This is a genomic window from Sediminicola luteus (assembly GCF_002514735.1).
Taxonomy (GTDB): domain Bacteria; phylum Bacteroidota; class Bacteroidia; order Flavobacteriales; family Flavobacteriaceae; genus HQA918.
In genome coordinates this window covers 19328-43945 of record NZ_NBWU01000005.1, presented here as the reverse complement: position 1 = coordinate 43945, position 24618 = coordinate 19328, and the positions used below count along the sequence as shown (strand labels likewise).

Genomic DNA, 24618 nt, shown 5'->3' with positions numbered 1-24618 from the left:
TATTCTTATTTTTTAATCGGACGTACCATATTGTCCTTGGTTTTATCGAATACATAATCGATAATCTCTTGGTGCCTACGTTTGGATCGCACCGCAGATCCAGCCGCTGGCGAGGCATAAAACCTTCTCGAGGCCACACGCATGATATGGGCCTGGTCGAAATGCATGAGCATATGACTCCATGCCCCCATATTCCTGGGTTCTTCTTGTGCCCAAACGATATCATCGGCGTTCGGGTATTGGGCGATTACCGCCTTCATCTGATCTGCCGGCAAGGGGAACAATTGTTCTACACGAACCAAGGCCACATCGTCACGGCCCAAAGTATCACGCTCGGCCAAGAGGTCATAATAGAATTTACCGGTACAGAATACCACGGTCTTCACGGTCTCGGCCTTCATTTGACCATCTCCGATAACCTCTTGAAAACTTCCTTCGGCAAACTCGGCCACACTAGACACAGCTTGCGGATGTCGCAACAAGCTCTTGGGCGTAAATACGATCAAGGGCTTTCTATATTCGGCTTTCATTTGTCTTCGCAACAAATGGAACATACTGGCCGGAGTACTACAATCGGCCACGAACATATTGTCTTTGGCACATAGCTGTAGGTAGCGCTCCATGCGGGCCGAAGAGTGCTCGGCACCTTGACCTTCATACCCATGGGGTAATAGAATGACCAAACCGTTCTGCAACTTCCATTTATCTTCGGCCGCAGAAATATACTGGTCGATCATAATCTGGGCCCCGTTACTGAAATCACCAAACTGGGCTTCCCAAATAGTTAATGTATTGGGGCTGGCCATGGCATAACCATAATCAAAACCAACCACCCCATATTCTGAAAGTAGGGAGTTATAGATTTGGAACTGGCCATCTTTATGGGCCATACGATCCAACAAAACCACTTCTTCCTCACTGTCTTCAACCTTCATTACGGCATGACGGTGCGAGAAGGTTCCCCGCTCTACATCCTGACCTGAGATACGTACACTATAACCCTCTTGCATCAAGGTACCATAGGCCAAAAGTTCGCCCATGGCCCAATCGAGTTTATCGGCCTCGAAGAACATCTTTTTACGATCCCGAACCAACTTATCTACCTTACGTAAGAACTTTTTATCGTCTGGTAATTCGGTAAGGGCTTTGGCTACATCGGTCAATTTATCGGTAGCTACGGTGGTATCTATCTTTTCCATCATCCCAGCTTCCTGTACGACCTTGAAATCTTTCCAAGTCTCGGCCATAAAGGGCGTAATGACAGTTTTTTCTTCTTTTCTAGAATCCTCTAAATCTTCTTCGAGATCCGCCTTATAGGCAGCCTCCAACGCTTTTACTTCATCTTGGGTAACCGTGCCTTCGGCCATTAATTTGGCCGCATAGATATCCCTTGGGTTCTGGTGTTTGGCGATCGCCTTGTACAATTTAGGTTGGGTAAAACGAGGTTCGTCACCTTCGTTATGTCCGTATTTACGATAGCCCAACAAATCGATGAAGACATCCTTTTTGAATCGCATACGATACTCCAAGGCAAAAAGTGACGCGTGAACTACCGCTTCTACATCATCGGCATTTACGTGTAGTACCGGGCTCAAGGTTACTTTACCTACATCGGTACAATAGGTAGAAGAACGCGCATCTAGGTAATTGGTGGTAAACCCAATCTGATTGTTTACCACAATATGAATGGTACCATGGGTCTTATAACCATCTAGGGTGGCCATTTGAACGACTTCGTATACCAGACCCTGTCCGGCTATGGCCGCATCGCCATGAACCACGATGGGCAACACTTTTGAAAAATCGTCTTGATAGGAAGCATCTTGCTTGGCCCTCGAGATTCCCTCAACAACGGCCCCTACCGTTTCTAGGTGCGACGGGTTGGGCGCGATACTCATCGAAATCTGGTTGCCATTATCCGACATCCGGTCGGAGGTCCAGCCAAGGTGATATTTTACATCGCCATCAAAAACTACTTGTTCGTAATCCTTACCGTCGAACTCACTAAAGATATCTTTGGGCGATTTTCCGAAAATATTGGTCAATACGTTCAAACGTCCCCTATGGGCCATACCCATTACGAACTCTTTCACCCCAAGGGCAGCTGCCCTTTCTACCAAAGCATCTACAGCCGGAATCAAAGATTCGTTACCTTCTAAAGAAAAACGCTTTTGACCTACATATTTGGTATGCAAAAAGGTCTCGAAAGATACGGCTTGGGTAAGCTTATTTAGGATATGTTTTTTCTGGGAAGCGGAAAAAGTCGGATGGTTCTCATTGACATTGAGCCAATTTTGGATCCATTCTATACGCTCTGGGTTTCGAATATACATATACTCTACCCCTATAGATTCGCAATAAATCTTTTCTAGATGGCGTAAAATCTCACTTAGCGGACTAGGCCCCATGCCCAATATCTCCCCGGCGGTAAAAACAGTGGCCAAATCGGACTGGTTTAAACCGAAATTTTCCAAGGCCAGGGAAGGCTCATATTTTCTTCGTTCACGAACCGGATTGGTACGTGTAAACAAATGCCCCCTACTACGGTAGGCATCTATAAGTTTTACGACCTTAAATTCCTTTTGCAATGCCTCGGGAACTTGGGCCGTGGCGGCATCTGCAGCATCAAAATCAAAACCACCATCCAATTGGCTCTCCACACCAAAATCAAAACCTTGAAAGAAGGCACGCCAACTGGGTTCTACACTATCCGGACTCCTTAGATATTTGTCATACATCTCTGCAAAAAAGGAGGTATGGGCAGCGTTTAAGAAGGAATATTTATCCATAAAAAAAAGGTTCTGTATAAGAACAAAATTTGGGTCAAAAATACAACATTACGTAGAGAAAGCTTAACTTGCCCGAGAATAATGTAAAAAATTAACGAATAAGAATCCTATGCATTATACCAACACAAAAAAATATCTGTTTACCCTCGCTTTTTTTGCACTTTCTTGGGGCGTATTTGCTCAAGGGCCTGCCGTTTACAATCGAAATACCCCATCGCATTCCACCTCCGATTTTTGGGATAATGTACGTTTTGGAGGCGGTATAGGTCTTAGTTTTGGAAGCGGCTATTTTAATGGTTTCATTTCCCCTGCCGCCATTTATGATCTCAATGAATATGTTAGCTTAGGTACTGGACTTAATCTGGGCTATTCTGACTTTAACCGTCAAACGGCTTGGATTTACGGAGGAAGTTTATTGTCCTATTTTAATCCGGTAGAGTTTTTACAGGCTTCCGTAGAATTTGAACAACTCTGGGTGAATCGGGAGCTGGAACGCTTTAACCTACCTGATATTTCGGATAATTACGATACCCAGGCACTCTTCTTAGGGCTAGGCTTTAGAACCCGTAACGTAACCGTTGGGGTCAAATACGATTTGTTGCACGATAGCGATAGTATCTATTACGATGCTTGGCTGCCTTTTGTTCGGGTGTATTTTTAAAAAACATTGCCACTAAAAATGAAAAAGCCGGAGCATTGACTCCGGCATTTTTGTTTAAATAATAAATATCTTACTGCTTATACACCTTACCATCCTTCATTACAAAGGCCATGTTCTCGAGTAGTTTGATATTTTGAAGTGGATTGCCCTCTACGGCAACTATATCGGCCAAAAAGCCTTCTTTTAATTGCCCCAGATTGTTATCGACCCCCAACAATTTGGCATTGGTAATCGTGGCCGATTGAATAGCCTCCATCTCCGGCATACCGGCTTCTACCATATAACCGAACTCCTTGGCATTCAATCCGTGCGGAAACACCCCAGCATCGGTACCAAAAGCAATCGGCACACCCTTTTTATAGGCTTTAGCGAACATATCTTGGATCAGCGGACCTATGGCCGCCGCTTTTTTTGCCACTACTTCCGGAAAGAACCCTTTTACTTTGGCCTTCTCTTCCACCTGTTTCCCCGCGGTAATGGTAGGCACCAAATAAGTACCATATTCTTTCATCAATCCCATCGTCTGCTCACTCATTAAGGTACCATGTTCAATGGTGTTTATACCCCCCTTAATGGCTCGTTGCATCCCTTCATCGCCATGGGCATGGGCCGCTGTTAACATACCATAGTCTTTGGCGGTTTCGGTAATAGCCTTGATCTCTTCAATGGTAAACTGAGGGTTCTGACCGTTTTTAGCCACACTCAATACCCCACCAGTGGCCGTAATCTTAATGACATCGGCACCATCTTTATAACGTTGGCGAACCGCTTTTCGGGCTTCTTCCGGTGAGTTTATCACACCATCCCTTGGGCCCGGATCTCCCATGAGCGATTTACGCATACCATTGGTAGGATCGGCATGGCCGCCAGTGGTTCCGATAGCTTTACCGGCCGTATAAATCCTAGGACCATCTACTATACCACGGGCAATGGCTTTTTTTAAGGCAATATTCACACCCGTACCCCCAAGATCACGGGCCCCGGTAAAGCCCGCCATTAAAGTGCGCTTGGCAAATACGGTAGATTTAAAAGCCACATCGGCCTCGTTATCTTGAAAACGGCTTAAATAGGCACGGGCATCGAACTCACTTTCTATATGTACGTGCATATCGATAAAGCCGGGCATAACCGTCATATTTTTAAGATCGATTACCGTATCCCCATCATTGCCGGATACATAACCGTTCTTAATCGATTTTATGGCGTTACCCGAAACTACAATGGTTTTTTCCTTCATGGTTTTTCCGCTGGCCACATCGACCAGGGTACCGCACTGTAAATAAGTGTCTTGGGCCGAAAGGGAAAAGAAACACAATCCCATAACGAGCGACATTAGCATTCTCATAATCTTGAATTATTTGGTTGACTGGTGAATGTAGGGAATTTTATGCAAATGTGTTGCCCAATCGTCTTATGCGGAATCAATCTCAAAAAAGAAAGTAAGTGAACTGCCAAAATGAAAAAAGCGGCCAAAGCCGCTCTTAATACTATTTATTTTATCTAACGTGAATCAAGAGTTGAACTCTCTGTGACCCTCTGTGCTACTCCGTGAAGCTCTGCGCAACAATACAAAAAGCTCAAGTAACACAGAGGCACGCCGAGAAGACACAGGGTTACACGGAGAAATTGAATCAGATTTTCAACAGATTACATTAACCCTTGTTTCGCATATCTATACATTTCTAATTTTCCGTTCCCAATCCCAAGCCGACTGCATGGCCTGATCCAAGGTTGATTCGGCCTTCCAACCCAACACCTCGTTGGCTTTTTGGGTGTTGGCAAAAGCCTCGATAACATCACCTACCCTACGCCCCACCATTTTATAAGGCAATTTTTTACCTGAGACACGCTCAAAACTATGGATAACCTCTAAGACCGAACTACCCGTACCGGTACCCACATTGAACACCTCATAATTAGATTCGTTCTTACCTTCTAACAAGCGTTCCATAGCCACCACATGGGCTTTGGCCAAATCCACCACATGGATGTAATCACGAATACACGTACCATCGTCGGTAGGGTAATCGTCTCCGAAAACAGACAATTCTTCACGAAGGCCCGCACCAGTCTGGGTTACAAAGGGCACTAGGTTTTGGGGTACCCCAATGGGCAACTCCCCTATTTCGGCACTCGGATGCGCTCCCATAGGATTAAAATAGCGTAAGGCGATTGCATTCAGGTTTTCGGTAACCGCACAAGTATCGGAAATAATCTCTTCCCCAATCTGTTTGGTGTTTCCATAGGGTGACTCTGCCTTTTTCACAGGTGCGTCTTCCGTAATTGGCATAACATCGGCCTGACCGTAAACGGTACACGAAGAACTGAATATAAAATGTGCCTTTTCTTTGGCCGACATTTCCTGCAGCAGATACACTAAAGTACCCAAGTTGTTCTCGTAATACAGCAAAGGCTTTTCTACACTCTCGCCCACGGCCTTGGAGGCTGCGAAATGGATAATTCCACTAATATCGGTATGGCGCTTGAATAAATCTTGTACCGCAGGTTTATCGCGAAGGTCCATTTTCTCGAATTCCGGTTTTATTCCCGAAATGGCCACAATGCCATCCAAGACCTTTTCAGAGGAATTAGAAAGGTTATCGACGATCAATACCTCATGGCCTTTGGCCTGAAGTTCGACTACGGTATGCGAACCGATAAAACCGAGTCCGCCAGTTACAAGTATTTTCATGTATGCAATGGGTTAAGGTTCGTCAAAAATGACTATTTACCAACAAAGTCAAGAATGGTTTGGGTTATAAAACCAATTTGTTCGTCGTCCAGTTCGGTATGCATAGGTAATGATATCACCTCCTTGACCAATTGATTGGTTACCGTAAAATCAGCCTCATTATAACGCTCATCTACATAGGCCTTTTGGGCATGTAAAGGAATAGGATAATACACCCCACAAGGAATATCGTTTTCTTGTAAATGTTTTACCAAAGCATCACGATCGGTACCTAACACCCTTAGCGTATACTGATGGAATACATGATGGTTGCCCGAATACACATCCAATCCATTATGGGCCGACGGGGTAACGATCTTCGCATTACCCGACAAAGCAGCCGTATATTTAGCCGCGGCCTCACGACGTTTTTGATTATAGGTATCTAAATGCGGTAACTTGGCCCGGAGCACGGCGGCCTGAAGCGAATCCAGCCTCGAGTTGACCCCGATCACATCGTGATGGTAGCGCACATACATACCATGGTTTACCATGCCCCGAAGCGTATGGGCCAAATCGTCGTCGTTAGTAAAAATGGCTCCGCCATCCCCATAACAACCTAAATTTTTGGAGGGGAAGAAGGAAGTAGCCCCAACATGGCCAATGGCACCCGTTTTGGTTACCGTTCCATCTGCGCTCGTATAATCGGCACCTATACCCTGGGCATTATCTTCGACTACGAAAAGATCGTGTTTTTTGGCCAAGGCCATTACCGCATCCATATTGGCGGCCATACCGAATAAATGTACAGGTACAATCGCCTTGGTTCTTGGTGTTATGGCCTTTTCAACGGCCTCTATATCGATATTAAAGGTCACTGAATCTACATCTACCAGTACCGGTGTCAACTGCAACAAACCGATTACCTCAACCGTAGCAGCAAAGGTAAAATCGGCCGTAATCACCTCATCACCTGGTTTCAATCCTAAACCCATCATGGCAATTTGAAGGGCATCGGTACCATTGGCACAGGGTATTACGTGCTTCACCCCTAAATAATCTTCCAACTCTTTCTGAAAAGCATGGACTTCGGGCCCGTTGATAAAGGCCGCGGAATCTAGGATGTTCGAGAATGATTTTTCGATTTGCTCCCTAATAGGACTCATTTGACTTACCAAGTCAACCATCTGGATTTTTCGCATGGGCAATTGATTTGAACTACAAATTTACGCATACCGACCCAATCGCAGACCAAACTACCTTATTTTAGCGCAAAGTTTAGCATTTTGCATTTTCTATATAACATTGTTATCCGAGTAAGCTGGGCGGCACTCCATGTGGTAGCTTGGTTCAGCCCAAAGATCAAGCTGTTCGTACACGGCCGAAAAAACAGCTGGGACATTCTTTGCGAACAGCTACCAAAAGGCGCCCGCCCTATTTGGGTACATGCCGCCTCTTTAGGGGAATATGAACAGGGTGTGCCGATTATAGAGGGACTTAAAAAAAACTACCCGGACATACCGATATTGCTCACCTTTTTTTCCCCTTCGGGATATGAAGTCAAGAAAAAGAATTCGGTAGCCGATACGGTTTGTTACCTACCCATGGATACCGCTTCATTTAGCCAGCGATTTATACGAGAAGTAAACCCAAAGATGGCCCTGTTTATCAAATACGAAATCTGGCCAAATTATTTGAAAATCCTAAAGGAAAAACAAATACCCACCTTCTTGATATCGGCTATTTTCAAGCCCGAACAGATTTATTTTAAAGGCTATGGGGGTTTGATGCGAAAGGCTTTGGATAGTTTCCAATATTTCTATGTACAAGATGAGCAGTCGAAGAAACTATTGGAAAGTATCGGAAAAACCAATGTCAACATTTCGGGTGATACGCGATTAGACCGTGTTTCCCAAATTTTGGAACAAGACAACCAACTCGATTTTATGGATCGTTTTTGCCAAGACAAAAGCATATTTATAGCCGGAAGCACTTGGCCCGAAGACGAAAATGTTTTGCTCCCTTGGATAAACGAACATCAACAAGGCTGGAAATTTGTTATCGCTCCCCACAACATAAAACCCGAGGCCATAGATAAAATAAAAGGGCAGCTACAAAAACCGGTTATGTTGTATTCTGAGCGGCAACAGCTAGATCCTGCTTTATATGAAGTGCTCATTTTAGACACCATTGGCATATTGACCAAGGTGTACAGTTATGCGCATTTGGCTTATGTTGGGGGTGGTTTTGCCACCGGTTTGCACAATGTTCTCGAACCTGCGGTCTTTGGCATTCCCGTACTCATTGGCCCGGTATACGTTAAATTCAAGGAAGCCGAAGACTTAGTAGGCCTAGGTGGTGTTATTAGCGTGGCGAACGGGGCTGAATTCAACGAAAATGCCAATCTACTAATATCCAATACCGAAAAACGTAAGCAAGCGGGCCAAATCGCCCAAGAATATATACTATCCAATAAAGGTGCCGCACAACAAATATTAGAGTCTATAGACCAACAATTGGGACCAAACTTTTTCCGTTAAACCGCTGCCAAAATGCGTTAATAGATCCCCGAAGGTCGAACGGATAATTTTTACCCCATAGCCAATATTTTCAACTACTTTGTAAGGCCGGTATATACCGCCTAATAACCTATTCTGAATTATGAGTAAAACAGCCGTTGTTTCCAAAAAAGTTTTGGTGCCCTTTCTATTAGTGACCTCTTTGTTTGCCCTTTGGGGATTTGCCAATGCTGTAACTGACCCTATGGTAAACGCCTTTAAGAAGGTTTTGGAGCTTAGCAACACACAGGCCTCTTGGGTACAGATGGCCTTTTACGGCGGCTACTTTTGCATGGCTTTACCCGCTGCCCTGTTCATGCGTAAATACTCCTATAAAGTGGGCGTTCTCATAGGTTTGGCCCTATATGCCGGAGGGGCCCTTTTGTTTTATCCCGCAGCCATAACCGAACAATTTTGGTTTTTCTGTTTGGGCCTGTATATACTCACTTTCGGACTCGCATTTTTAGAAACCGCCGCCAACCCTTATATCTTGGCCATGGGTGCCAAGGAAACCGCCACCCAACGCTTGAATTTGGCACAGGCGGTTAACCCGGTCGGATTGATCGCAGGCCTATTGGTTGCCAAATATTATGTATACGACAAACTACAATCGGATGATATTTCTGATTTCAGTGCTTTGGATGAAGCTGAGCGTACCGCCATCAGAATTGCCGATTTGGCCGTAATCAGAGATCCTTATGTAATTCTAGGCCTAGTAATTCTCGGTGTCTTTATCGTTTTCTTGGTACGAAAGATGCCCCAATCGAAAGAAGAAGGCGGTTTACCAAGTTTGGGTCAAACCTTTGGCACCTTGTTCCAAAACAAAAAATACACTTTCGGGGTATTGGCCCAAATATTAAATGTAGGCGGTATGATCATGACCTGGACCTATATTTATCAATATTCTGAAGCCATAGACCTAGCCAACGTTAACACTCCAGGGTACGAAAAAATCGATGTCTTCTCCTATCAATTGGCCGCATTTATCCTTTTCACAATCGGTAGGGCCATTGGAACGGCATTATTGCGAATCTTAAGCGCTGGCAAGCTGCTGATGATCGCCTCCTTAATGGCGGTTGCCTTCGTTGCCGGGGCCATTTTTATAGAAGGTATGTACGGCCTATATAGTTTGGTTGGCATTTCGCTATGCATCTCCTTAATGTTTCCTACGATATACGGAATTGCTTTGGGCGACTTGACTGAAGAGCAAGCCAAAGTGGGTTCTGCCGGATTGATTATGGGTATCGTTGGTGGGGCATTGATGCCCATGGTTCAAGGAGCCATAATAGACATAGGAGGTACCGGGGTTTCCGACACCTTGATCGCAGGGGTACCCGAGGTGAATTTCTCCTTCATACTTCCCTTACTCTGTTTTGCTTATATTGCAGGCTATGGGTATTGGGTAGCCAAGAAAAGCAGGACTTAGTTTTTCTAGGCATTTTACATGAGGAAATATCCAAAAATGAAAATGCCGACAAATGAAAAACAAAATTTTCCAAACCTCGTTAATCGTAGCTTTAGCGGGTTTCTTATTTGGATTTGACACCGTAGTAATCAGTGGCGCTAATTTACCTATCAAGGAATTATGGAACACATCTCCTGTATTCCATGGCTTTTTTATCATGTCCATGGCCCTTTGGGGTACGGTTTTGGGTTCGTTGTTCGGAGGAATACCCTGTGAACGCCTCGGGCGTAAAAAAACCTTGTTTTGGATCGGGGCACTCTATTTTGTCTCTGCCGTAGGTTCCGGCCTAGCACCGGATCCCTATACTTTTTCTTTTTTCCGTTTCATCGGCGGGGTTGGTGTTGGGGCGTCTTCGGTGGCCGCTCCTATCTACATTTCAGAAATAGCTTCAGCCAAAGACCGTGGCAAATTGGGCTCACTCTACCAATTCAATTTGGTACTGGGTATATTCATCGCCTTTATCTCGAATTATCTGTTACAAGGATTTGATGGTGCCAACGATTGGCGCTGGATGTTGGCCGTGGAGGCCATACCGGCACTCTTGTACAGTATTTTGGTAATCCGGGTACCGAGTAGCCCACGTTGGCTGGCCCTGAAAAAACACGACCACGATGGGGCCTTGGCCGTATTGCGAAGTATTACGGACGAAGAAGATGCCCAAGCAAGGCTAAAGGCCATTACCGCAAGTGACACCCATGTTTCCAAAGATGCCCAACTCTTTTCCGGAAAATTCAAAAAACACTTATTGCTTGCCTTTTTGATCGCTTTTTTCAACCAGCTTTCCGGAATCAATTTCGTATTGTACTATGCACCGGAGATTTTGGAGCGCTCAGGCTTAGCGGCCAAAGAGTCCTTGTTCAGTTCCATTTCCATAGGAATCATCAATTTAGTGTTTACACTTGTCGGGGTCCGATTGATTGACAAGCTCGGCAGGCGTACCCTCATGAAAATCGGATCTATAGGCTATATCGTAAGCCTCGGCATGGTTGCCTTCTGTTTTTACACAGGTGCTAGCTCTGCGCTCTTATTAACCTTTATCTTATTATTCGTAGCCTCACATGCCATTGGGCAAGGAGCCGTGATCTGGGTGTTCATCTCCGAAATTTTCCCCACCAAGGTACGGGCCTTTGGACAATCGTGGGGTACGGGCACCCATTGGGTATTCGCGGCCATCATAACCCTGGTGACCCCCATTTTCTTGGATGCCGACAATGGTATTTTTAAAGACAACCCATGGCCTATTTTCGTATTCTTTATGGTCATGATGATACTGCAGTTACTTTTCACCCTATTTATGATGCCCGAAACCAAAGGGGTTAGTTTAGAAGACTTGGAAAAGAAACTTGCTGGTTCATAGCATGTTTTCATCCGTTTTTCATGACCTTATATCGAATGGATGGTTTCCGCCATGCAACCCATCCCTTTCCCTTTATCGATGATTTTTACCGGCTAACGTTGGCAAAGGCCTATTAGTAGACCATTGGTCGAATTTCACTGATTTCAAAGTGTCCGAAACCAACAATCCTTTATCTTTCATTTGAGAACAACCGTTATTTTTAACACCATAAATGAAATAATCCACAACCTTATTGATTGATTATGAATCAATTGGTTTTGGTACATTTCATAGAAATACACTATCTTATGATCATGAAAGAACAACTAAGTCCTGGCACCAAGCTGCTCAATTTCTTTTTAGGTATAACCGTAATCTCCCTCGTTGTTATCCTGGTTTCCGTAGTGGTTGCCTTGATTTTGTCTTTGTTGGGAGTTATTTAAAAACAGCATACATAAACGAAAAAACCGCTTGGCAATCCAAGCGGTTTTTTTGTGTCTATATAGGAAACTAATTGCGATACTCAAAGGTTTAACTACGCCTCAGCTCACCTTATTCAACCAATTCAAAGTCGGGCATAACGAAACTTTTGTTCAAAAAGGCCTCCGTTGGCCCGTATAGTCTTAACCAGATATAGGGGCGTGTATTAAAGGTCGGAATCCAATTGTTTGAAAGACCTTCAGGGGCTTTGGGGCCGATATAAATAGTAACGCTACCATCGTCGTTCTTGACCATTTTATCCAACTGGAAAGTCCCTAACCCATTTACATTCTCCGGATTGTCGTTAAATGCCCAAGTGGCTTCATCATATACAGTAATAGACCAAAATTGCTTTGCCGGCATATTTGTCGGAACGTTTACTTTGTAGGTCTTACCGGCTTCAAGGGCATTTCCATCCTTATCCGCCACAGGGGCCAAATAGACCGTACCCGGGTTTTCCGTCAATTTATTAGGGTAGATGGTAAAGAAGTTCCAAGCTGCCGCACGCTTTTCAATGTCCACCTTACCATCGGTCACAAAATCGAAACCGCCTTCACGGTCCGGAATCATGACCATGCACCAATTGCGATCAGGCCAGTATAAATTGTCATTGTGTAGTTTCCAAACTAGGTCATGCATATGGGCATTGGCATCCTGTACCCCTTGGATCAATGCCTTCTTTAGATGTTCAGGTGCTTTAAACGCTTGACCTTTCTTTAAACCGATGGTTTCCAACTTGGCCATCATTTCTTGGTCCCTTTCCTTTACAGGTTCATTGTTTACGATATCGCTAATATCTTCCAACAAGGTAAGATCATATACGGGTAGGGATCGTAATGGAACCGGGAAGGGATCAAAACGATTGGTCACCGGGTTGTCACCTTCTTCGGTATACGGATACATTTCCAACAGTTGCGAATAGTTATAGGCATCTTCTTCGGTGGCCCCATTTTTCCTGACCGACCTAAACACCAATGAAATTCGGTTTGACGTCGAAGGAATGATGAAATAACCCGAATCCGGAGCTTGGGATCGATCATAACCCGGAGGCAAGATTAGGTACTTACCCCCTTTACCACCGTCCATCCCTGCCGGGCCTACATCGGCAATGGTATGTTGCCAGGCATCCATCACTTGACCATAAAGGGTTCCCTTATCGGTTTCGGCCGGTAACACCAAGACTACCGGTCCATCTTGAATGTCTGAAAACGCGGTAATATAGGGCGTAGCATTGTTGGAAGTTATCGCCTTATGCCGCGAAATCAATGTTTTTGAATAAGAATTGATGGTATTGTCGCCACTTCCATCCATTTCCAAAAATCCTCTTCGTAGCGAATTGATCCCAATAGCCGGCATGGCCCAAAGGGTGGCTTCAAAGGCAACCTTATAGGCCTGTTCCTCTTCTGCGGTATTAAACTTAGTTTGCTCATTGGAAGATGCCTTACCTTCGGAGGATTGCTGATTCGATTTTTTGTCTCGACATCCAGATACCACAAGCATCGTGACTAGAAAAGAGCGGAGTAACAGTTTCATAAAAGTGATGTGATTAATTGGTTCGGTCAATGTTTTTCAGTGTAATTTATTCTTATTCCAGACACAAGGTACCGTGGCACAAGAAATCCCTCATTCTAGGGTAAATCCCTAAAACATAAATTTTTACAACACTAAATTATAACAAGAATCGGGAGGTATCAAAAGAATTGGAAAGCTTTGAAAAATTCAGCAAACATATCTTACAAAAAAGGTCGGTAATTATATCGACTAAGCACAAAAGAACACAAAACAGCCCCCGATTTTACTATGTAAAGCTTTAAATTAGTTGCCAAACAACCTGTAACCAACCATTATGACAAAAAAGATCGCTTTACTTTTTTTGGTTTTTATAACCCAAAATCTTTTTGCTCAAATTCAAGATTGCGCTGAATGTAGTTCAAAAATCTACACTGATAAAGACATAAAGGGTTTGACTTTATTAGAACTTAAGCTACTACGAAATGAAATATTCGCTAGACATCAGTATGTTTTTGAAAATGACAGGTTAAGTGCCTATTTCCTTGAAAAATATGAATGGTACAAACCCAATATCCAGAATAGTACACGTATCCAACTCAACTCTAACGAAAAAGAAAATATAGCCTTATTCAAGAAACATGAAGCACAAAAAGAAACGCTTAAAAAGACCATTATGGTTGAGTTAATGGGCTTAAAAAAAACGATAAATGAGTTAAACGATCCCAAAATAGATGACATATTCGAGCCCTTACATATTCAAAGTAGTGCGTATAGGGATGCAATTATATTTGAACTGAAAATGATCTTAAATAAAATCGATTTAAAAAGCATCCATTGGTACAACGAGACTGGACTTTACAAGGTGACGACCGATAATGGGTATATCATAAATGAAACTTCAGTTTCAATTGTAGGCGATAAAGTAACGTTATATTATAATGACTCCACACATTCAGAATTAATGAGTGACGAAACTGTATTCAGCTTTGGCAGTAGTTATGAATCAATAGAAGAACACGCTACTTGGTATACTTTTACGATTGTCGATGGACATTTAAAACTAATCGACCAGAAATCTGCCGGATAAATTACGGTTGCTTACAACATTACCTTTGCGCAAACCCCAGAATTTTTAAAAATTGAATCCGTTGTATTCCTTTTATTGGGACTGACCATAAAAAAACCCCCGATTTCTCGAGGGCTTAAGTGCGGATGAAGGGAATCGAACCCCCACGCCTTGCGGCACTAGATCCTAAGTTCTGTTGGGGTATATACTGAATATTTAACATGCTGAATTTCAAATGATAATAGAATGCCAAAAATAGCAAAATTGGGCAAAACATACTCATTTGCGTACTCGTTTTCAACAGGCTAGTAATTGTTAGATATCTTAATTATCATTTCTTAATTTTAGAAATTTAAATTAAAAACCTAACTAACACCAAAACAAATGACACCCAGAGTTTGGATTAATAACATAAATTTTAATGATGGCTCCAAAATCGAAATTGAGAAAGATGAAATTTTAGTCTTTGTTGGACCTAACAATGTTGGTAAAAGTGTGACACTTGCTGACCTTTCAAATAAGATTTTAAGAAAAAGTCATAATGCTAAAACCATATTAAGCATTGAACTTTCTAAAAATGTAAATGTTGATGAACTTATTGATTACTTGTATAAATCATCTACGATATCCGACGCAGACAAGAATAAACAGCTTATCAGAAGTTATAAGTTGAATCAGCATGAAATGACGTTGAGACATCAATGGAATAATTCTGAAGAAGGTTTAGAGAGTTTTGCTGGTTATTTTTCAAACTATTTAACAACAATCGATAGACTTAAATCAGTTAACCCTCCTCAATCTATTTCATTAGCAAATCAACCTCCTTCTCATCCTATACATATTTTGGAAAGAGATGATAAGATTGAGTTAAAGTTCAGCAATTTTTTTAATAGAGCATTCGGAACAGACTTGGTGGTTCATAGAAATGCCGGTAATTTGGTTCCCATGCATATTGGAAAGAGACCAGAACCTGATGAAGGAGAGGATAGAATCTCATTAAATTATGTGAAGAAGGTTGAAAATCTTCCTAAACTACACGAACAAGGAGACGGAATGAAAAGTTTTGTTGGAGTTCTTCTAAACTCATTCATATCCCAATACACGATTGTTTTAATTGATGAACCAGAGGCATTCCTACATCCACCACAGGCAAGGTTATTAGGAAAAATGATCGGTAAAGATTTACCAACTGACCGTCAATTATTCTTAGCAACGCATAGCGGTGATTTCTTGCGAGGGCTTTTAGATTCAGAATCAAAAAAAATACGAGTAGTTAGAATCGACCGAAACGGCAACAACAATAAATTCTGTGAATTATCCCCAGATAAAATTAATCAAATCTGGTCTGACCCAATTTTACGACATTCAAATATTTTAGATGGCATTTTCCATAAAAGAGTAGTCATCTGTGAAAGCGATTCGGATTGTCGCTTTTACTCTGCAATTATCGAATCTTTGGTGGAAAAACAAGAATTGAGTTCTCCTGATATAATGTTTGTAAACTGTGGAGGAAAACATAGAATTCCTCAAATTGTTATGGCCCTTAAAAGATTAAATGTTGATGTCTCAGTGATTAGTGATTTTGATGTTATCAATAATATTCATCCACTACGTAAAATTGTCGAAAATTTAGGTGGAAATTGGGATTCATTTAATTCAAAATGGTTGAGTGTAAAGAAAGCAATTGATGAAAAGGGTCCCGAATTAAAAACTACAGAAGTTAAGAGCCAGATAAGTTTTATATTAGATAATACGACGGACAGGGTTTTCCCAAAAAGAAATGCTACAGCAATTAAGGACGTTCTAAAGAAATCATCTTCATGGTCTCATGCCAAGCATATCGGTAGTTCCTTTATCCCTCCTGGGGAGGCCACCACTTTTTTCAATCAAATTCAACAAAATTTTAAATCAATTGGTTTATACATAGTAGAAGTTGGTGAATTGGAAGGTTTTTGTAGGAGTGAAGGTGGACATGGCCCAAAATGGGTAAATGAAGTCTTAAAGAAAGATTTAGCAACCGATCCTGAGTTAGAAAAAGCTAGGGAATTTGTTCTTCAGATTATTTCGTAAATGAAAAAACAATATTTGTTAAATTTTAAGTTGATTATTCCTAAAAGGAAAATAACAATTTCCAAGCATCATGGAGAGCTTCGCATTACAATACCTGAAACCTATATGCAAAGCTGTAATTATTAAGTATGGACTACTTTGAGCTTGAACCAGAACGTTTTTTCAGAAATAGAGATTGATAAGATTGATAAAATTAGCAGTTCAGATTTGGCCGATTTTAGAAAAAATTTTGGCGTAGTAACTCTTGACGTTTTAAAGGGTATGATTTATGTTAGTATTCCACTAAAGCTTGGTAATATCAATTTCGAATCTGCTATGGAATTAATTTCATGTTCAAGATGGAGCAAGCATTAGTTTCAAAAACGCTTGCAACATTCTTAATACAATCTTATAATTTATCCACTTATCGACAAATAGCGTATTTCATCTATTTCTTAGGACTTTTCGACCAACGGTAACTTTTTGATGTGGACACTAATTTCATAACTTTTATAATGGATTGATTTTTAACCTTTCAATTTAACACTATGAAAAAACTAGTTTTAGGCGCATTCTGATCAATTCTACGATAAGATTAGTCCAACGTTACCAAGATATTTTGAAGACACTTTTATAATGTCAATCACTAAAATGTCCTTGTTTTTAAAAAAGACAACATCCCATTATTAATTTTTAAAAACAAAAGTCATTTCAGTATTTTCAAAGCCCACAACATACTCAAAAACATACTCATTTTAAAGGTGGCACTAGACTCGTAAAACCACATGTAAACCTAAGGATATAAAAGCAAAAAACCCTCTGATTTTCAGAGGGTTTTGTTTGTGCGGATGAAGGGAATCGAACCCCCACGCCTTGCGGCACTAGATCCTAAGTTCTGTTGGGGTATATACTGTATATTTAACATACTGAAAATCAGATTATATCAGAATTTCAAAAGTAGCAAAATTGGGCAAAACATACTCATTTATGTACTCATCTTTTACTAAGCCAAACAATTTTATTCCAGTGGGTTAATCCGAAGTTCACCGCTTTTATTGACCCTATATCAGAATATTAATGATGTGCTTTTAAATTTCAGTATCTTATAACGAACATAAAACCTTAATTATGATGAAAAAGTTCTATGCAGTTATTTCAGGGTTTGTTATGATTTTATGGTTTGTATCCTGCGAATCAACCCCCATTGAAAGTTTACTGGACCAAGACTCTGCCGATGGTATTGAATTGAGGCAAAATACCTCAAAGACTACTAAGGGTAGTGTTTTAAGGAATTGTATGGTTATTGATGCGGATAGAGGTTGTGAAAGTGGGAAACCTGTTTCAAACTTTTGGTGGCCTGGCAGTCCTAACCTACCAGCTGATGGCCTATTTGGATCAATAGATGGACATAAACTCTCTTTTATCGAGTATGAAGATGGTAGCGCTAATATTGTAGGATCTACTAAAAAGGGAGATTGTGTGGTCGAAATTGATGTTTGGTTACATCAAAGAAAAGATTGGGATCAATGGACGGCAGATGGTGGGAAACTAAAGAAAGAAGGTTGTTATGAAATAGATCCAACCTTATTACATTTTTATGTTGTCGATAATTCAAGAAGTACAATTACGGCAAGTGGTAGTGACTGCCTCGCCGAGGGAACCTTTGGCGTGGAACAAAGACCAGACCCAGATGACCCGAACTCACCCAACTTTGGGTTCTTAGTTGGCCCGGGAGCAGCACTATGGGATACCCGCGAAGGCTCAGACGGTGTTGCCGGCTGGGGTTGGGTATTTGACCTCGAAACCAAAGAGCGTATTTCTGTCCTAGATTTCAACTTTCTCCTAGATTGTGGCAATACTACATTAAGTGGCTGTGAAACGGCTTTCGCCAGAGGTGCAAATGGAAACACCTGTTTTATTGGAAATGGATTTAATCGATGGGGCTGGACAATAGGTCCTATTTCGGAAGGAAGTTATTCCTATCAGGTTTTTGCCGGTGCAGGACAATGTGATACTTCCAAAGGCACTTATGTTGGAACCGCTCATGTCACTTACGCCGATGGTACGGTGGAAGTAGATTATGAATTAGTTGAGGGTGTGAAAATTAATGAAACCCATATTTATGCCGGTTATGACATGTTCCCTACCGCTAAAAATGGCAGACCTACCGTTGCCCCAGGGCAATACACCATCCAAGAAGAACTAGAAGGGGATATATATGTTATTCTTCATAACGTTGTATGCTCTGAATAAAATAGTATTACCTGTTATTTGGACAAATGAAGTGTATTATTTTTTAGGATGAAACGCAAATAGGTTGCGAAACAAAAAACCCTCTGATTCTCAGAGGGTTTTGTTTGTGCGGATGAAGGGAATCGAACCCCCACGCCTTGCGGCACTAGATCCTAAGTCTAGCGTGTCTACCAGTTCCACCACATCCGCGTCTGGCAGTACAATTACAGAATGTAATTCCGTGATTGCGGATGCAAATATAAACGAAAAAATGGAATGACCAGCTTTTTATTCCCAGTCTGTTCAATTTTTCTTGCCTTGTCCTCATAGCCATCCGAAACTTGATGGCTTCAGACATAAAGAGCAAAGAACAAAGAAAAAAGACGGCTGCATGCCAAACGATTACATTTTAGTGGCTCCCCAAAAAAACGAATCCATGGATTTTATCTTTTTTGATTTGGTTGATTGTTCCTATAGAAATCCAATACGTAAAACTCTGAATATCAGCAAGTCTATTTTCTAAATTCTACCCATGCCAAGGGGCATGGCGGGGACAGCGAAGCGGTCTAATATCTAACTTTCAGATATTCATACCTTGTCCTATGATCTTTATGGTCCAATAGTAGTTCCAACCCTATAAAGGCCGCCCCTTGTTGGTTTGGGCCTACCATCGCCATCACCCCAACCCGCTAGCTATGGGAGCGGGAGCTAAACATTTAAAAAAATAATAGACCCCCTCTAGGGGTTTTTGTATTTTTATAGTCTATTCTTTATCAAATATGCAAGACATACAAGGCTATCTGGCCCAACACAAAGACCGCTTTCTCAACGAACTTATAGAGCTTCTTAAAATACCTTCGGTTAGTGCCGACCCCGCTTTTTCACAAGATGTGATCGATACGGCCGAAGTCATCAAAACCCGCCTTTTAGAGGCAGGTTGTGACACCGCCACTGTATATGAAACCGATGGTTACCCTATTGTTTATGCCGAAAAAAAGGTAGACCCCAATGCGCCAACCGTATTGGTCTATGGCCATTACGATGTACAACCCGCCGATCCTTTGGAGTTATGGGACAGTCCGCCTTACGAACCCGTAATCAAAAAAACGGAAAAACATCCCGACGGGGCCATTTTTGCCCGTGGGGCCTGTGACGACAAAGGTCAAATGTACATGCATGTAAAGGCCTTGGAGTTTATGACCCAGACCGGACAAGTACCTTGCAACATCAAGTTTATGATCGAAGGGGAAGAAGAGGTAGGTAGTGCCAACCTGGCCACTTTTGTCAAAGGCCATCGTGAGTTGTTGCAAAACGACATTATCTTGATCTCCGATACCGGTATGATCGCCAACGATATTCCCTCCATAACCACTGGCCTACGCGGACTCAGTTATGTAGAGGTCGAAGTTACCGGGCCCAACCGTGATCTGCACTCCGGTCTTTATGGGGGTGCCGTGGCCAACCCCATCAACATCTTGGCCCAAATGATTGCATCGCTTCACGACGAAAACAACCATATCACCATCCCGGGTTTTTACGATAAGGTAGAAGAACTCAGCACCGAAGAACGGGCCGAAATGGCCAAGGCGCCTTTTGACAAGGAAGCCTATAAAGCCGCTCTGGACATTGCCGATGTACATGGCGAAGCCGGCTACACTACCAACGAACGCAACTCCATCCGCCCAACCCTCGATGTGAACGGCATTTGGGGCGGTTATATTGGTGAAGGGGCCAAAACGGTAATCGCCTCCAAGGCCTACGCCAAGATCTCCATGCGTTTGGTGCCCCATCAAGATTGGGAAGAGATCACCACGCTTTTCAAAAACCATTTCGAAAGTATCGCCCCGGCCGGTGTCACCGTACAGGTTACCCCTCACCATGGCGGCCAAGGCTATGTGACCCCTATAGATACGGTGGGTTACCAGGCCGCTTCCAAGGCCTACGAGACTACTTTTGGCAAAACCCCCATTCCGCAGCGCAGCGGGGGCAGTATTCCGATCGTGGCCCTTTTCGAAGAAGAGTTGCAAAGCAAAACCATTCTAATGGGCTTTGGGCTAGACAGCGACGCCATTCACTCGCCCAACGAACATTTCGGGGTCTGGAACTATTTTAAAGGCATTGAGACCATTCCGTATTTCCACAAGTATTTTGCCGAGTTAAGTCAGGCATAACAATGAACTCATTTAGACTTTTTGGATTTAAGCGAAAATTAGAAGTTTTTAGCTCTGATGAAGGCTTTTTTGAGTTGCATAGCAGCGCTACACGAGGAAAAAAAGACAAAAACAGAGCTAAAAACAGCAATTTTTTAGCAAATTGAAAAAATCTGAATGAGTTCAATTATTTAGGTGTTACCCCCAGCATGGCTGGGGGTCGCGCTTTCACTACTCGCTTTGTGCATAGGCCACCATACCAGCCTAAAAATCCACCAAAATCGAACCATGGGGTTCACTAGTTGGTGATAGGGCACAAGAGCTCAAACATGCCGTTCAATCGCTAACACGGTAATATACAGCTTGCTTGTGTTTCTACATTTTTAACCTCTACACTTGTAGAGCTTGTTTTTATTTCTATATTTGTAGAGCATACTCTAATCTTGTAGAAATGAAAAAAGGATTATCGGCCTCGGAAGAAGAACTAATGAACCATTTATGGCAATTGGAAAAAGCTTTTATGAAAGATCTTTTAGAAGCTTATCCCGAACCCAAGCCTGCCACCACCACTTTGGCCACCATGTTAAAGCGAATGGCGAAAAAGCAGTTCGTGGGGTATACCCTTTTCGGGAACTCACGCCAATATTATCCCTTGGTGACCAAGGAAGCCTATTTTTCAAAGCAACTGAACGGACTAGTTCAAAATTTCTTCAACAATAGCCCGAGCCAGTTCGTATCTTTTTTCACCAACACTTCCAACCTCAGCAAAAAAGAGTTGGAATCGTTACGCAGCCTAATCAACAACAAACTAGACCAACAATGATCATTTTTCTAATCTACCTGCTAAAAGTATCGGCCTGTGCCCTAGGTTTTTGGTTATTGTTCAAAACCCTGTTGGAAAATACCCCCAACCACCAAATCAAACGCTGGTATTTACTGTTAATGTGGCCTATAGCATTCTCCATTCCGCTGATCACTTTTACCCAATTTGTTAACCTTCCGCCCATTAACACCCACCCCATAGAAAGCTTCCCAGCCCAAGAAACCACCTACTTGCCAGAAACGGTAGCGGTTTCGTTCTGGGATCGATTGATTGACCTCCTTCCGGTAATCTATATATTGGGTGTACTCTTTATGTCGGTCAGGTTTGCTCTCAACTGTGGCCGACTTATACATTTAAAAACTACCAATCCGGTTCAAAAAACAGAAAAAAGTCTTCATATTCTTCCCATAGACCTAAAAGTCCCATTCTCATTTTTTAATTGGCTATTCTTTGATAGGTTCTCTTATTTAAAAAATGAAATACCCCAAGAGGTTATTGCCCATGAAGAAGCACATGCCCGGCAAAAACACAGCTACGATGTTTTCTTGTTAGAGCTGTTGGCCCTAGTGCTATGGTTCAACCCTTTCATTTATCTGGCCTTAAGAACGGTAAAGCTTAATCACGAATTTTTGGCCGACAATGAAGTGCTGAATCGGTACCGAAATATCGACAACTATCAAAACATTTTGCTCTCCTATGCCCAACACAGACCTGTTTTGGGTAGTACCATCAACTATCCCTCATTAAAGAAAAGGTTCGTTCAAATGAATAAATCGAAAAACACCCGCCTAAACATCGTATCCTATGGGTTAATCATCCCCTTACTGGTCTTGTTGGTCTATGGTTTCTCTACCACCCAAACCGTAATAGAATATAGTTCAACAATGCCCATAGCGCAGCAAACCGAAAGCAAGGTGCCACAAGATGGGGTATCAAAAGAGCTGCTAGATATCTTCGAAAACCTGCTTAAAGGTTTTAGTACGCCCCAGGGTAAACTCAATATAAACTTAGGTGATTACAAAAAGGCCATGGCTATTTATGGTCAAATGTCCTCAGAACAAAAATCCAAGGCCACAAGCTTACCGGAGCTCCCATTCCAAATAAATGAGGAATCCATGCTAGAACCGACCGCACCAACTGCCGAATTATTTGAATCTTGGAAGAATCATAACGAATACGCACTATGGTTAAATGGTAAGGTAATACCCAATTCATCCTTAGACCAATATAGCTTAGAAGATATAACACACTATATCCAAAGCAAGGTTTACAAAAACGCCAGATCCAAACGTTTTCCCCAACCCCATCAGGTAAGTCTGTATACCCAAGATGGCTTTGAACAAACGTTTACAAACGCCCCAATAAACCAATACCGATCTACCGTACAACAGTACGAAGGTCTTTTAAGTAGGTATAGGGCCAACCCCGACCCAAGCTTGTACGACGAACTACAGATCGCCTATTTTATGGCGCGTTCAGATTACGACGCCATTCCTCCACATCTTAGGGAAAAACATGGGATAACCCCGCCAAACAAGCCGCCGACACCAACAAAAAACGGTACCGAAAAAGAAACAACCACCTTTCGCATTCTCATGCAAAAAACCGAAAAAGGTATCGCTATGACCTGCCTTGAAGGCTGTGCTTGGAAAACCTTATCATTCAACCTAGACAATCGTTCTAATCAGTTGATCGATGCCTATGGTATGGCAGACCCCCAAGAGCCCAAGTCGGCCAACGACCCCGATTTGGCCTATTTCGAGTTTAGCCTGGCTGAAACCGATAAAGGCATTGCCCTTAGTGGTCGAAAGGGTGTCGCTTGGATCGATCTTTCATTTGGGCTAAAACCAAACCAAGAAGCTTATGTAAACCAAGAAGGTGTAGAAATTCCAAAAAACAAAATATCCGGTAGCCCTAATACACAAGCCAGCCAAAACAATGACGAGAAGACTTTAAAAAGTACTCCAAGCCAACAACCGGCACTTAGCATCCGGGTCGATGTAAGCCAACTTGGGAAAGTGGAGATAAACGGTACAGCCGTTGAAAAAAATGCGATCACCACAACCCTGAACGCACTCTTATCCCAAATTCCGGAAGATAAAAAAAAACAAACTACCCTAGATATCCATTTCCACCAACAGCGTATGGTAGATATTACTGACATTGATTATGACCATAGTGCGCATCACCTAAAAGGCTATAACATTACCCACTATGCCCATAAAGAACCAATGGCCATGCCACCGGCTAATGAAGTAGTTCTCATCAGCCCAAAAAACAGAAAACTGAATGCCTACTTTAAAGCACGTCATTCCTTAATCGAGTTATTGGGTACTTTTTACGACACCTATCCTATTTCATATACAGAGCTATCCCAAGTACAACAACGTGCCTTTTCAAAACAATACGAAAAAACCTTAAAACGTTACAAGGCCTTATCGGATCAAGACAAACTCTCATTTGATGTTGGTGGGGAATTTGAGACCTATACATTGTTACCCCCACCACCTAGCCACAACCAGGAGCAAATCGATTGGGCATCTAAAAAAAAGTTATGGCTGAATGGATCGAATGAAAAGACATTAGTACTGAATAAAAAAGAAATCAAGAACCTAAAACTGGAAATGGAATCCGGTCGAACTACGTCCTTCAAATTAAAGATACCGGGACTATCCACCTTTACTATTTCAGGGAACCAGTTGACGAATGCAGCTCAAAAAGCCATTGACGGGACGCCAACTGGGGCAAAAATTTTGCTCTTTGACTTCAAATCGGATCAAACGGAATTTGATTACAGACCCATTCAAATTACCCTAGGAGAATAGT

16 protein-coding genes and 1 tRNA gene are annotated in these 24618 nt (G+C 42.3%); 11 read left to right on the top strand and 6 right to left on the bottom strand.

Annotation, left to right across the window (positions count from 1 at the left end; genetic code table 11):
* Window positions 1–5: 5 nt before the first annotated feature.
* Entirely contained in the window at window positions 6–2789 is a 2784-nt protein-coding gene (locus tag B7P33_RS15470) for a 2-oxoglutarate dehydrogenase E1 component (RefSeq protein WP_097443110.1), read from the bottom strand.
* 109 nt (window positions 2790–2898) lie between these two features.
* Between B7P33_RS15470 and B7P33_RS15465 the strand changes: the two genes are divergently transcribed.
* The gene (locus tag B7P33_RS15465; RefSeq protein WP_097443108.1) at window positions 2899–3450 is read left to right on the top strand and encodes an alpha-ketoglutarate decarboxylase; all 552 of its coding nucleotides are present in this window, start codon (window positions 2899–2901) and stop codon (window positions 3448–3450) included.
* 70 nt (window positions 3451–3520) lie between these two features.
* Here the strand turns inward: B7P33_RS15465 and B7P33_RS15460 are convergent, their stop codons facing one another.
* From B7P33_RS15460 to B7P33_RS15450, 3 genes are all read right to left on the bottom strand, one after another.
* Entirely contained in the window at window positions 3521–4795 is a 1275-nt protein-coding gene (locus B7P33_RS15460) for a metal-dependent hydrolase family protein (RefSeq protein WP_097443106.1), read from the bottom strand.
* A gap of 327 nt (window positions 4796–5122) precedes the next feature.
* A complete protein-coding gene (gene galE, locus B7P33_RS15455; protein ID WP_097443104.1) occupies window positions 5123–6142 on the bottom strand; it encodes a UDP-glucose 4-epimerase GalE in 1020 nt (339 codons plus the stop codon).
* A gap of 32 nt (window positions 6143–6174) precedes the next feature.
* Window positions 6175–7323 carry a DegT/DnrJ/EryC1/StrS family aminotransferase gene (locus tag B7P33_RS15450; RefSeq protein ID WP_097443102.1) on the bottom strand — a complete coding sequence of 383 codons (1149 nt, stop codon included), beginning with the start codon at window positions 7321–7323 and terminating at the stop codon, window positions 6175–6177.
* Between the two features lie 84 nt (window positions 7324–7407).
* Here B7P33_RS15450 and B7P33_RS15445 point away from each other — a divergent pair, with 84 nt between their 5' ends.
* From B7P33_RS15445 to B7P33_RS19600, 4 genes are all read left to right on the top strand, one after another.
* The gene (locus tag B7P33_RS15445; RefSeq protein WP_097443100.1) at window positions 7408–8661 is read left to right on the top strand and encodes a 3-deoxy-D-manno-octulosonic acid transferase; all 1254 of its coding nucleotides are present in this window, start codon (window positions 7408–7410) and stop codon (window positions 8659–8661) included.
* Between the two features lie 121 nt (window positions 8662–8782).
* Complete coding sequence (gene fucP, locus B7P33_RS15440; protein ID WP_097443098.1) at window positions 8783–10105, top strand: L-fucose:H+ symporter permease; 1323 nt, start codon at window positions 8783–8785, stop codon at window positions 10103–10105.
* A 52-nt stretch (window positions 10106–10157) separates the two neighbouring features.
* Window positions 10158–11501 (top strand): sugar porter family MFS transporter, encoded by a 1344-nt coding sequence (locus tag B7P33_RS15435; RefSeq protein ID WP_097443096.1) that lies wholly within the window; start codon window positions 10158–10160, stop codon window positions 11499–11501.
* 242 nt (window positions 11502–11743) lie between these two features.
* Window positions 11744–11923, top strand: coding sequence for a hypothetical protein (locus tag B7P33_RS19600; protein WP_097443094.1), 180 nt, complete (start codon window positions 11744–11746; stop codon window positions 11921–11923).
* Between the two features lie 109 nt (window positions 11924–12032).
* Here the strand turns inward: B7P33_RS19600 and B7P33_RS15425 are convergent, their stop codons facing one another.
* Window positions 12033–13493 carry a DUF1254 domain-containing protein gene (locus tag B7P33_RS15425; protein WP_097443092.1) on the bottom strand — a complete coding sequence of 487 codons (1461 nt, stop codon included), beginning with the start codon at window positions 13491–13493 and terminating at the stop codon, window positions 12033–12035.
* Between the two features lie 313 nt (window positions 13494–13806).
* On the opposite strand from B7P33_RS15425, the gene B7P33_RS15420 reads away from it, so the two are divergent.
* The 3 genes from B7P33_RS15420 (at window position 13807) to B7P33_RS15405 (ending at window position 18840) form a co-directional block, all read left to right on the top strand.
* Window positions 13807–14559 carry a YARHG domain-containing protein gene (locus B7P33_RS15420; RefSeq protein ID WP_097443090.1) on the top strand — a complete coding sequence of 251 codons (753 nt, stop codon included), beginning with the start codon at window positions 13807–13809 and terminating at the stop codon, window positions 14557–14559.
* Between the two features lie 363 nt (window positions 14560–14922).
* Window positions 14923–16608: an ATP-dependent nuclease gene (locus B7P33_RS15415; RefSeq protein ID WP_097443088.1), complete on the top strand. Its 1686-nt coding sequence runs from the start codon at window positions 14923–14925 to the stop codon at window positions 16606–16608.
* 1107 nt (window positions 16609–17715) lie between these two features.
* Window positions 17716–18840 carry a hypothetical protein gene (locus tag B7P33_RS15405; protein WP_141402499.1) on the top strand — a complete coding sequence of 375 codons (1125 nt, stop codon included), beginning with the start codon at window positions 17716–17718 and terminating at the stop codon, window positions 18838–18840.
* Between the two features lie 107 nt (window positions 18841–18947).
* Here the strand turns inward: B7P33_RS15405 and B7P33_RS15400 are convergent.
* Window positions 18948–19029, bottom strand: a tRNA-Leu gene (locus B7P33_RS15400).
* A 569-nt stretch (window positions 19030–19598) separates the two neighbouring features.
* Between B7P33_RS15400 and B7P33_RS15395 the strand changes: the two genes are divergently transcribed.
* The 3 genes from B7P33_RS15395 to B7P33_RS15385 all read left to right on the top strand — a co-directional run bounded on the left by B7P33_RS15395 (window position 19599) and on the right by B7P33_RS15385 (window position 24617).
* Window positions 19599–20990, top strand: a complete 1392-nt coding sequence (locus B7P33_RS15395; RefSeq protein WP_097443083.1) for a dipeptidase — start codon at window positions 19599–19601, stop codon at window positions 20988–20990.
* A gap of 430 nt (window positions 20991–21420) precedes the next feature.
* Window positions 21421–21792 (top strand): BlaI/MecI/CopY family transcriptional regulator, encoded by a 372-nt coding sequence (locus B7P33_RS15390; protein ID WP_097443081.1) that lies wholly within the window; start codon window positions 21421–21423, stop codon window positions 21790–21792.
* Window positions 21789–24617, top strand: coding sequence for a M56 family metallopeptidase (locus B7P33_RS15385; RefSeq protein WP_097443079.1), 2829 nt, complete (start codon window positions 21789–21791; stop codon window positions 24615–24617). The genes B7P33_RS15390 and B7P33_RS15385 overlap by 4 nt, the downstream gene beginning before the upstream one ends.
* Window position 24618 lies beyond the last annotated feature (1 nt).

Bases quoted from the DNA above. Each gene is read 5' to 3' on its own strand.
- B7P33_RS15470 (WP_097443110.1), bottom strand. From the start codon at position 2,789: ATGGATAAATATTCCTTCTTAAACGCTGCCCATACCTCCTTTTTTGCA.
- B7P33_RS15465 (WP_097443108.1), top strand. From the start codon at position 2,899: ATGCATTATACCAACACAAAAAAATATCTGTTTACCCTCGCTTTTTTT.
- B7P33_RS15460 (WP_097443106.1), bottom strand. From the start codon at position 4,795: ATGAGAATGCTAATGTCGCTCGTTATGGGATTGTGTTTCTTTTCCCTT.
- galE (WP_097443104.1), bottom strand. From the start codon at position 6,142: ATGAAAATACTTGTAACTGGCGGACTCGGTTTTATCGGTTCGCATACC.
- B7P33_RS15450 (WP_097443102.1), bottom strand. From the start codon at position 7,323: ATGCGAAAAATCCAGATGGTTGACTTGGTAAGTCAAATGAGTCCTATT.
- fucP (WP_097443098.1), top strand. From the start codon at position 8,783: ATGAGTAAAACAGCCGTTGTTTCCAAAAAAGTTTTGGTGCCCTTTCTA.
- B7P33_RS15435 (WP_097443096.1), top strand. From the start codon at position 10,158: ATGAAAAACAAAATTTTCCAAACCTCGTTAATCGTAGCTTTAGCGGGT.
- B7P33_RS19600 (WP_097443094.1), top strand. From the start codon at position 11,744: ATGAATCAATTGGTTTTGGTACATTTCATAGAAATACACTATCTTATG.
- B7P33_RS15425 (WP_097443092.1), bottom strand. From the start codon at position 13,493: ATGAAACTGTTACTCCGCTCTTTTCTAGTCACGATGCTTGTGGTATCT.
- B7P33_RS15420 (WP_097443090.1), top strand. From the start codon at position 13,807: ATGACAAAAAAGATCGCTTTACTTTTTTTGGTTTTTATAACCCAAAAT.
- B7P33_RS15415 (WP_097443088.1), top strand. From the start codon at position 14,923: ATGACACCCAGAGTTTGGATTAATAACATAAATTTTAATGATGGCTCC.
- B7P33_RS15405 (WP_141402499.1), top strand. From the start codon at position 17,716: ATGATGAAAAAGTTCTATGCAGTTATTTCAGGGTTTGTTATGATTTTA.
- B7P33_RS15395 (WP_097443083.1), top strand. From the start codon at position 19,599: ATGCAAGACATACAAGGCTATCTGGCCCAACACAAAGACCGCTTTCTC.
- B7P33_RS15390 (WP_097443081.1), top strand. From the start codon at position 21,421: ATGAAAAAAGGATTATCGGCCTCGGAAGAAGAACTAATGAACCATTTA.
- B7P33_RS15385 (WP_097443079.1), top strand. From the start codon at position 21,789: ATGATCATTTTTCTAATCTACCTGCTAAAAGTATCGGCCTGTGCCCTA.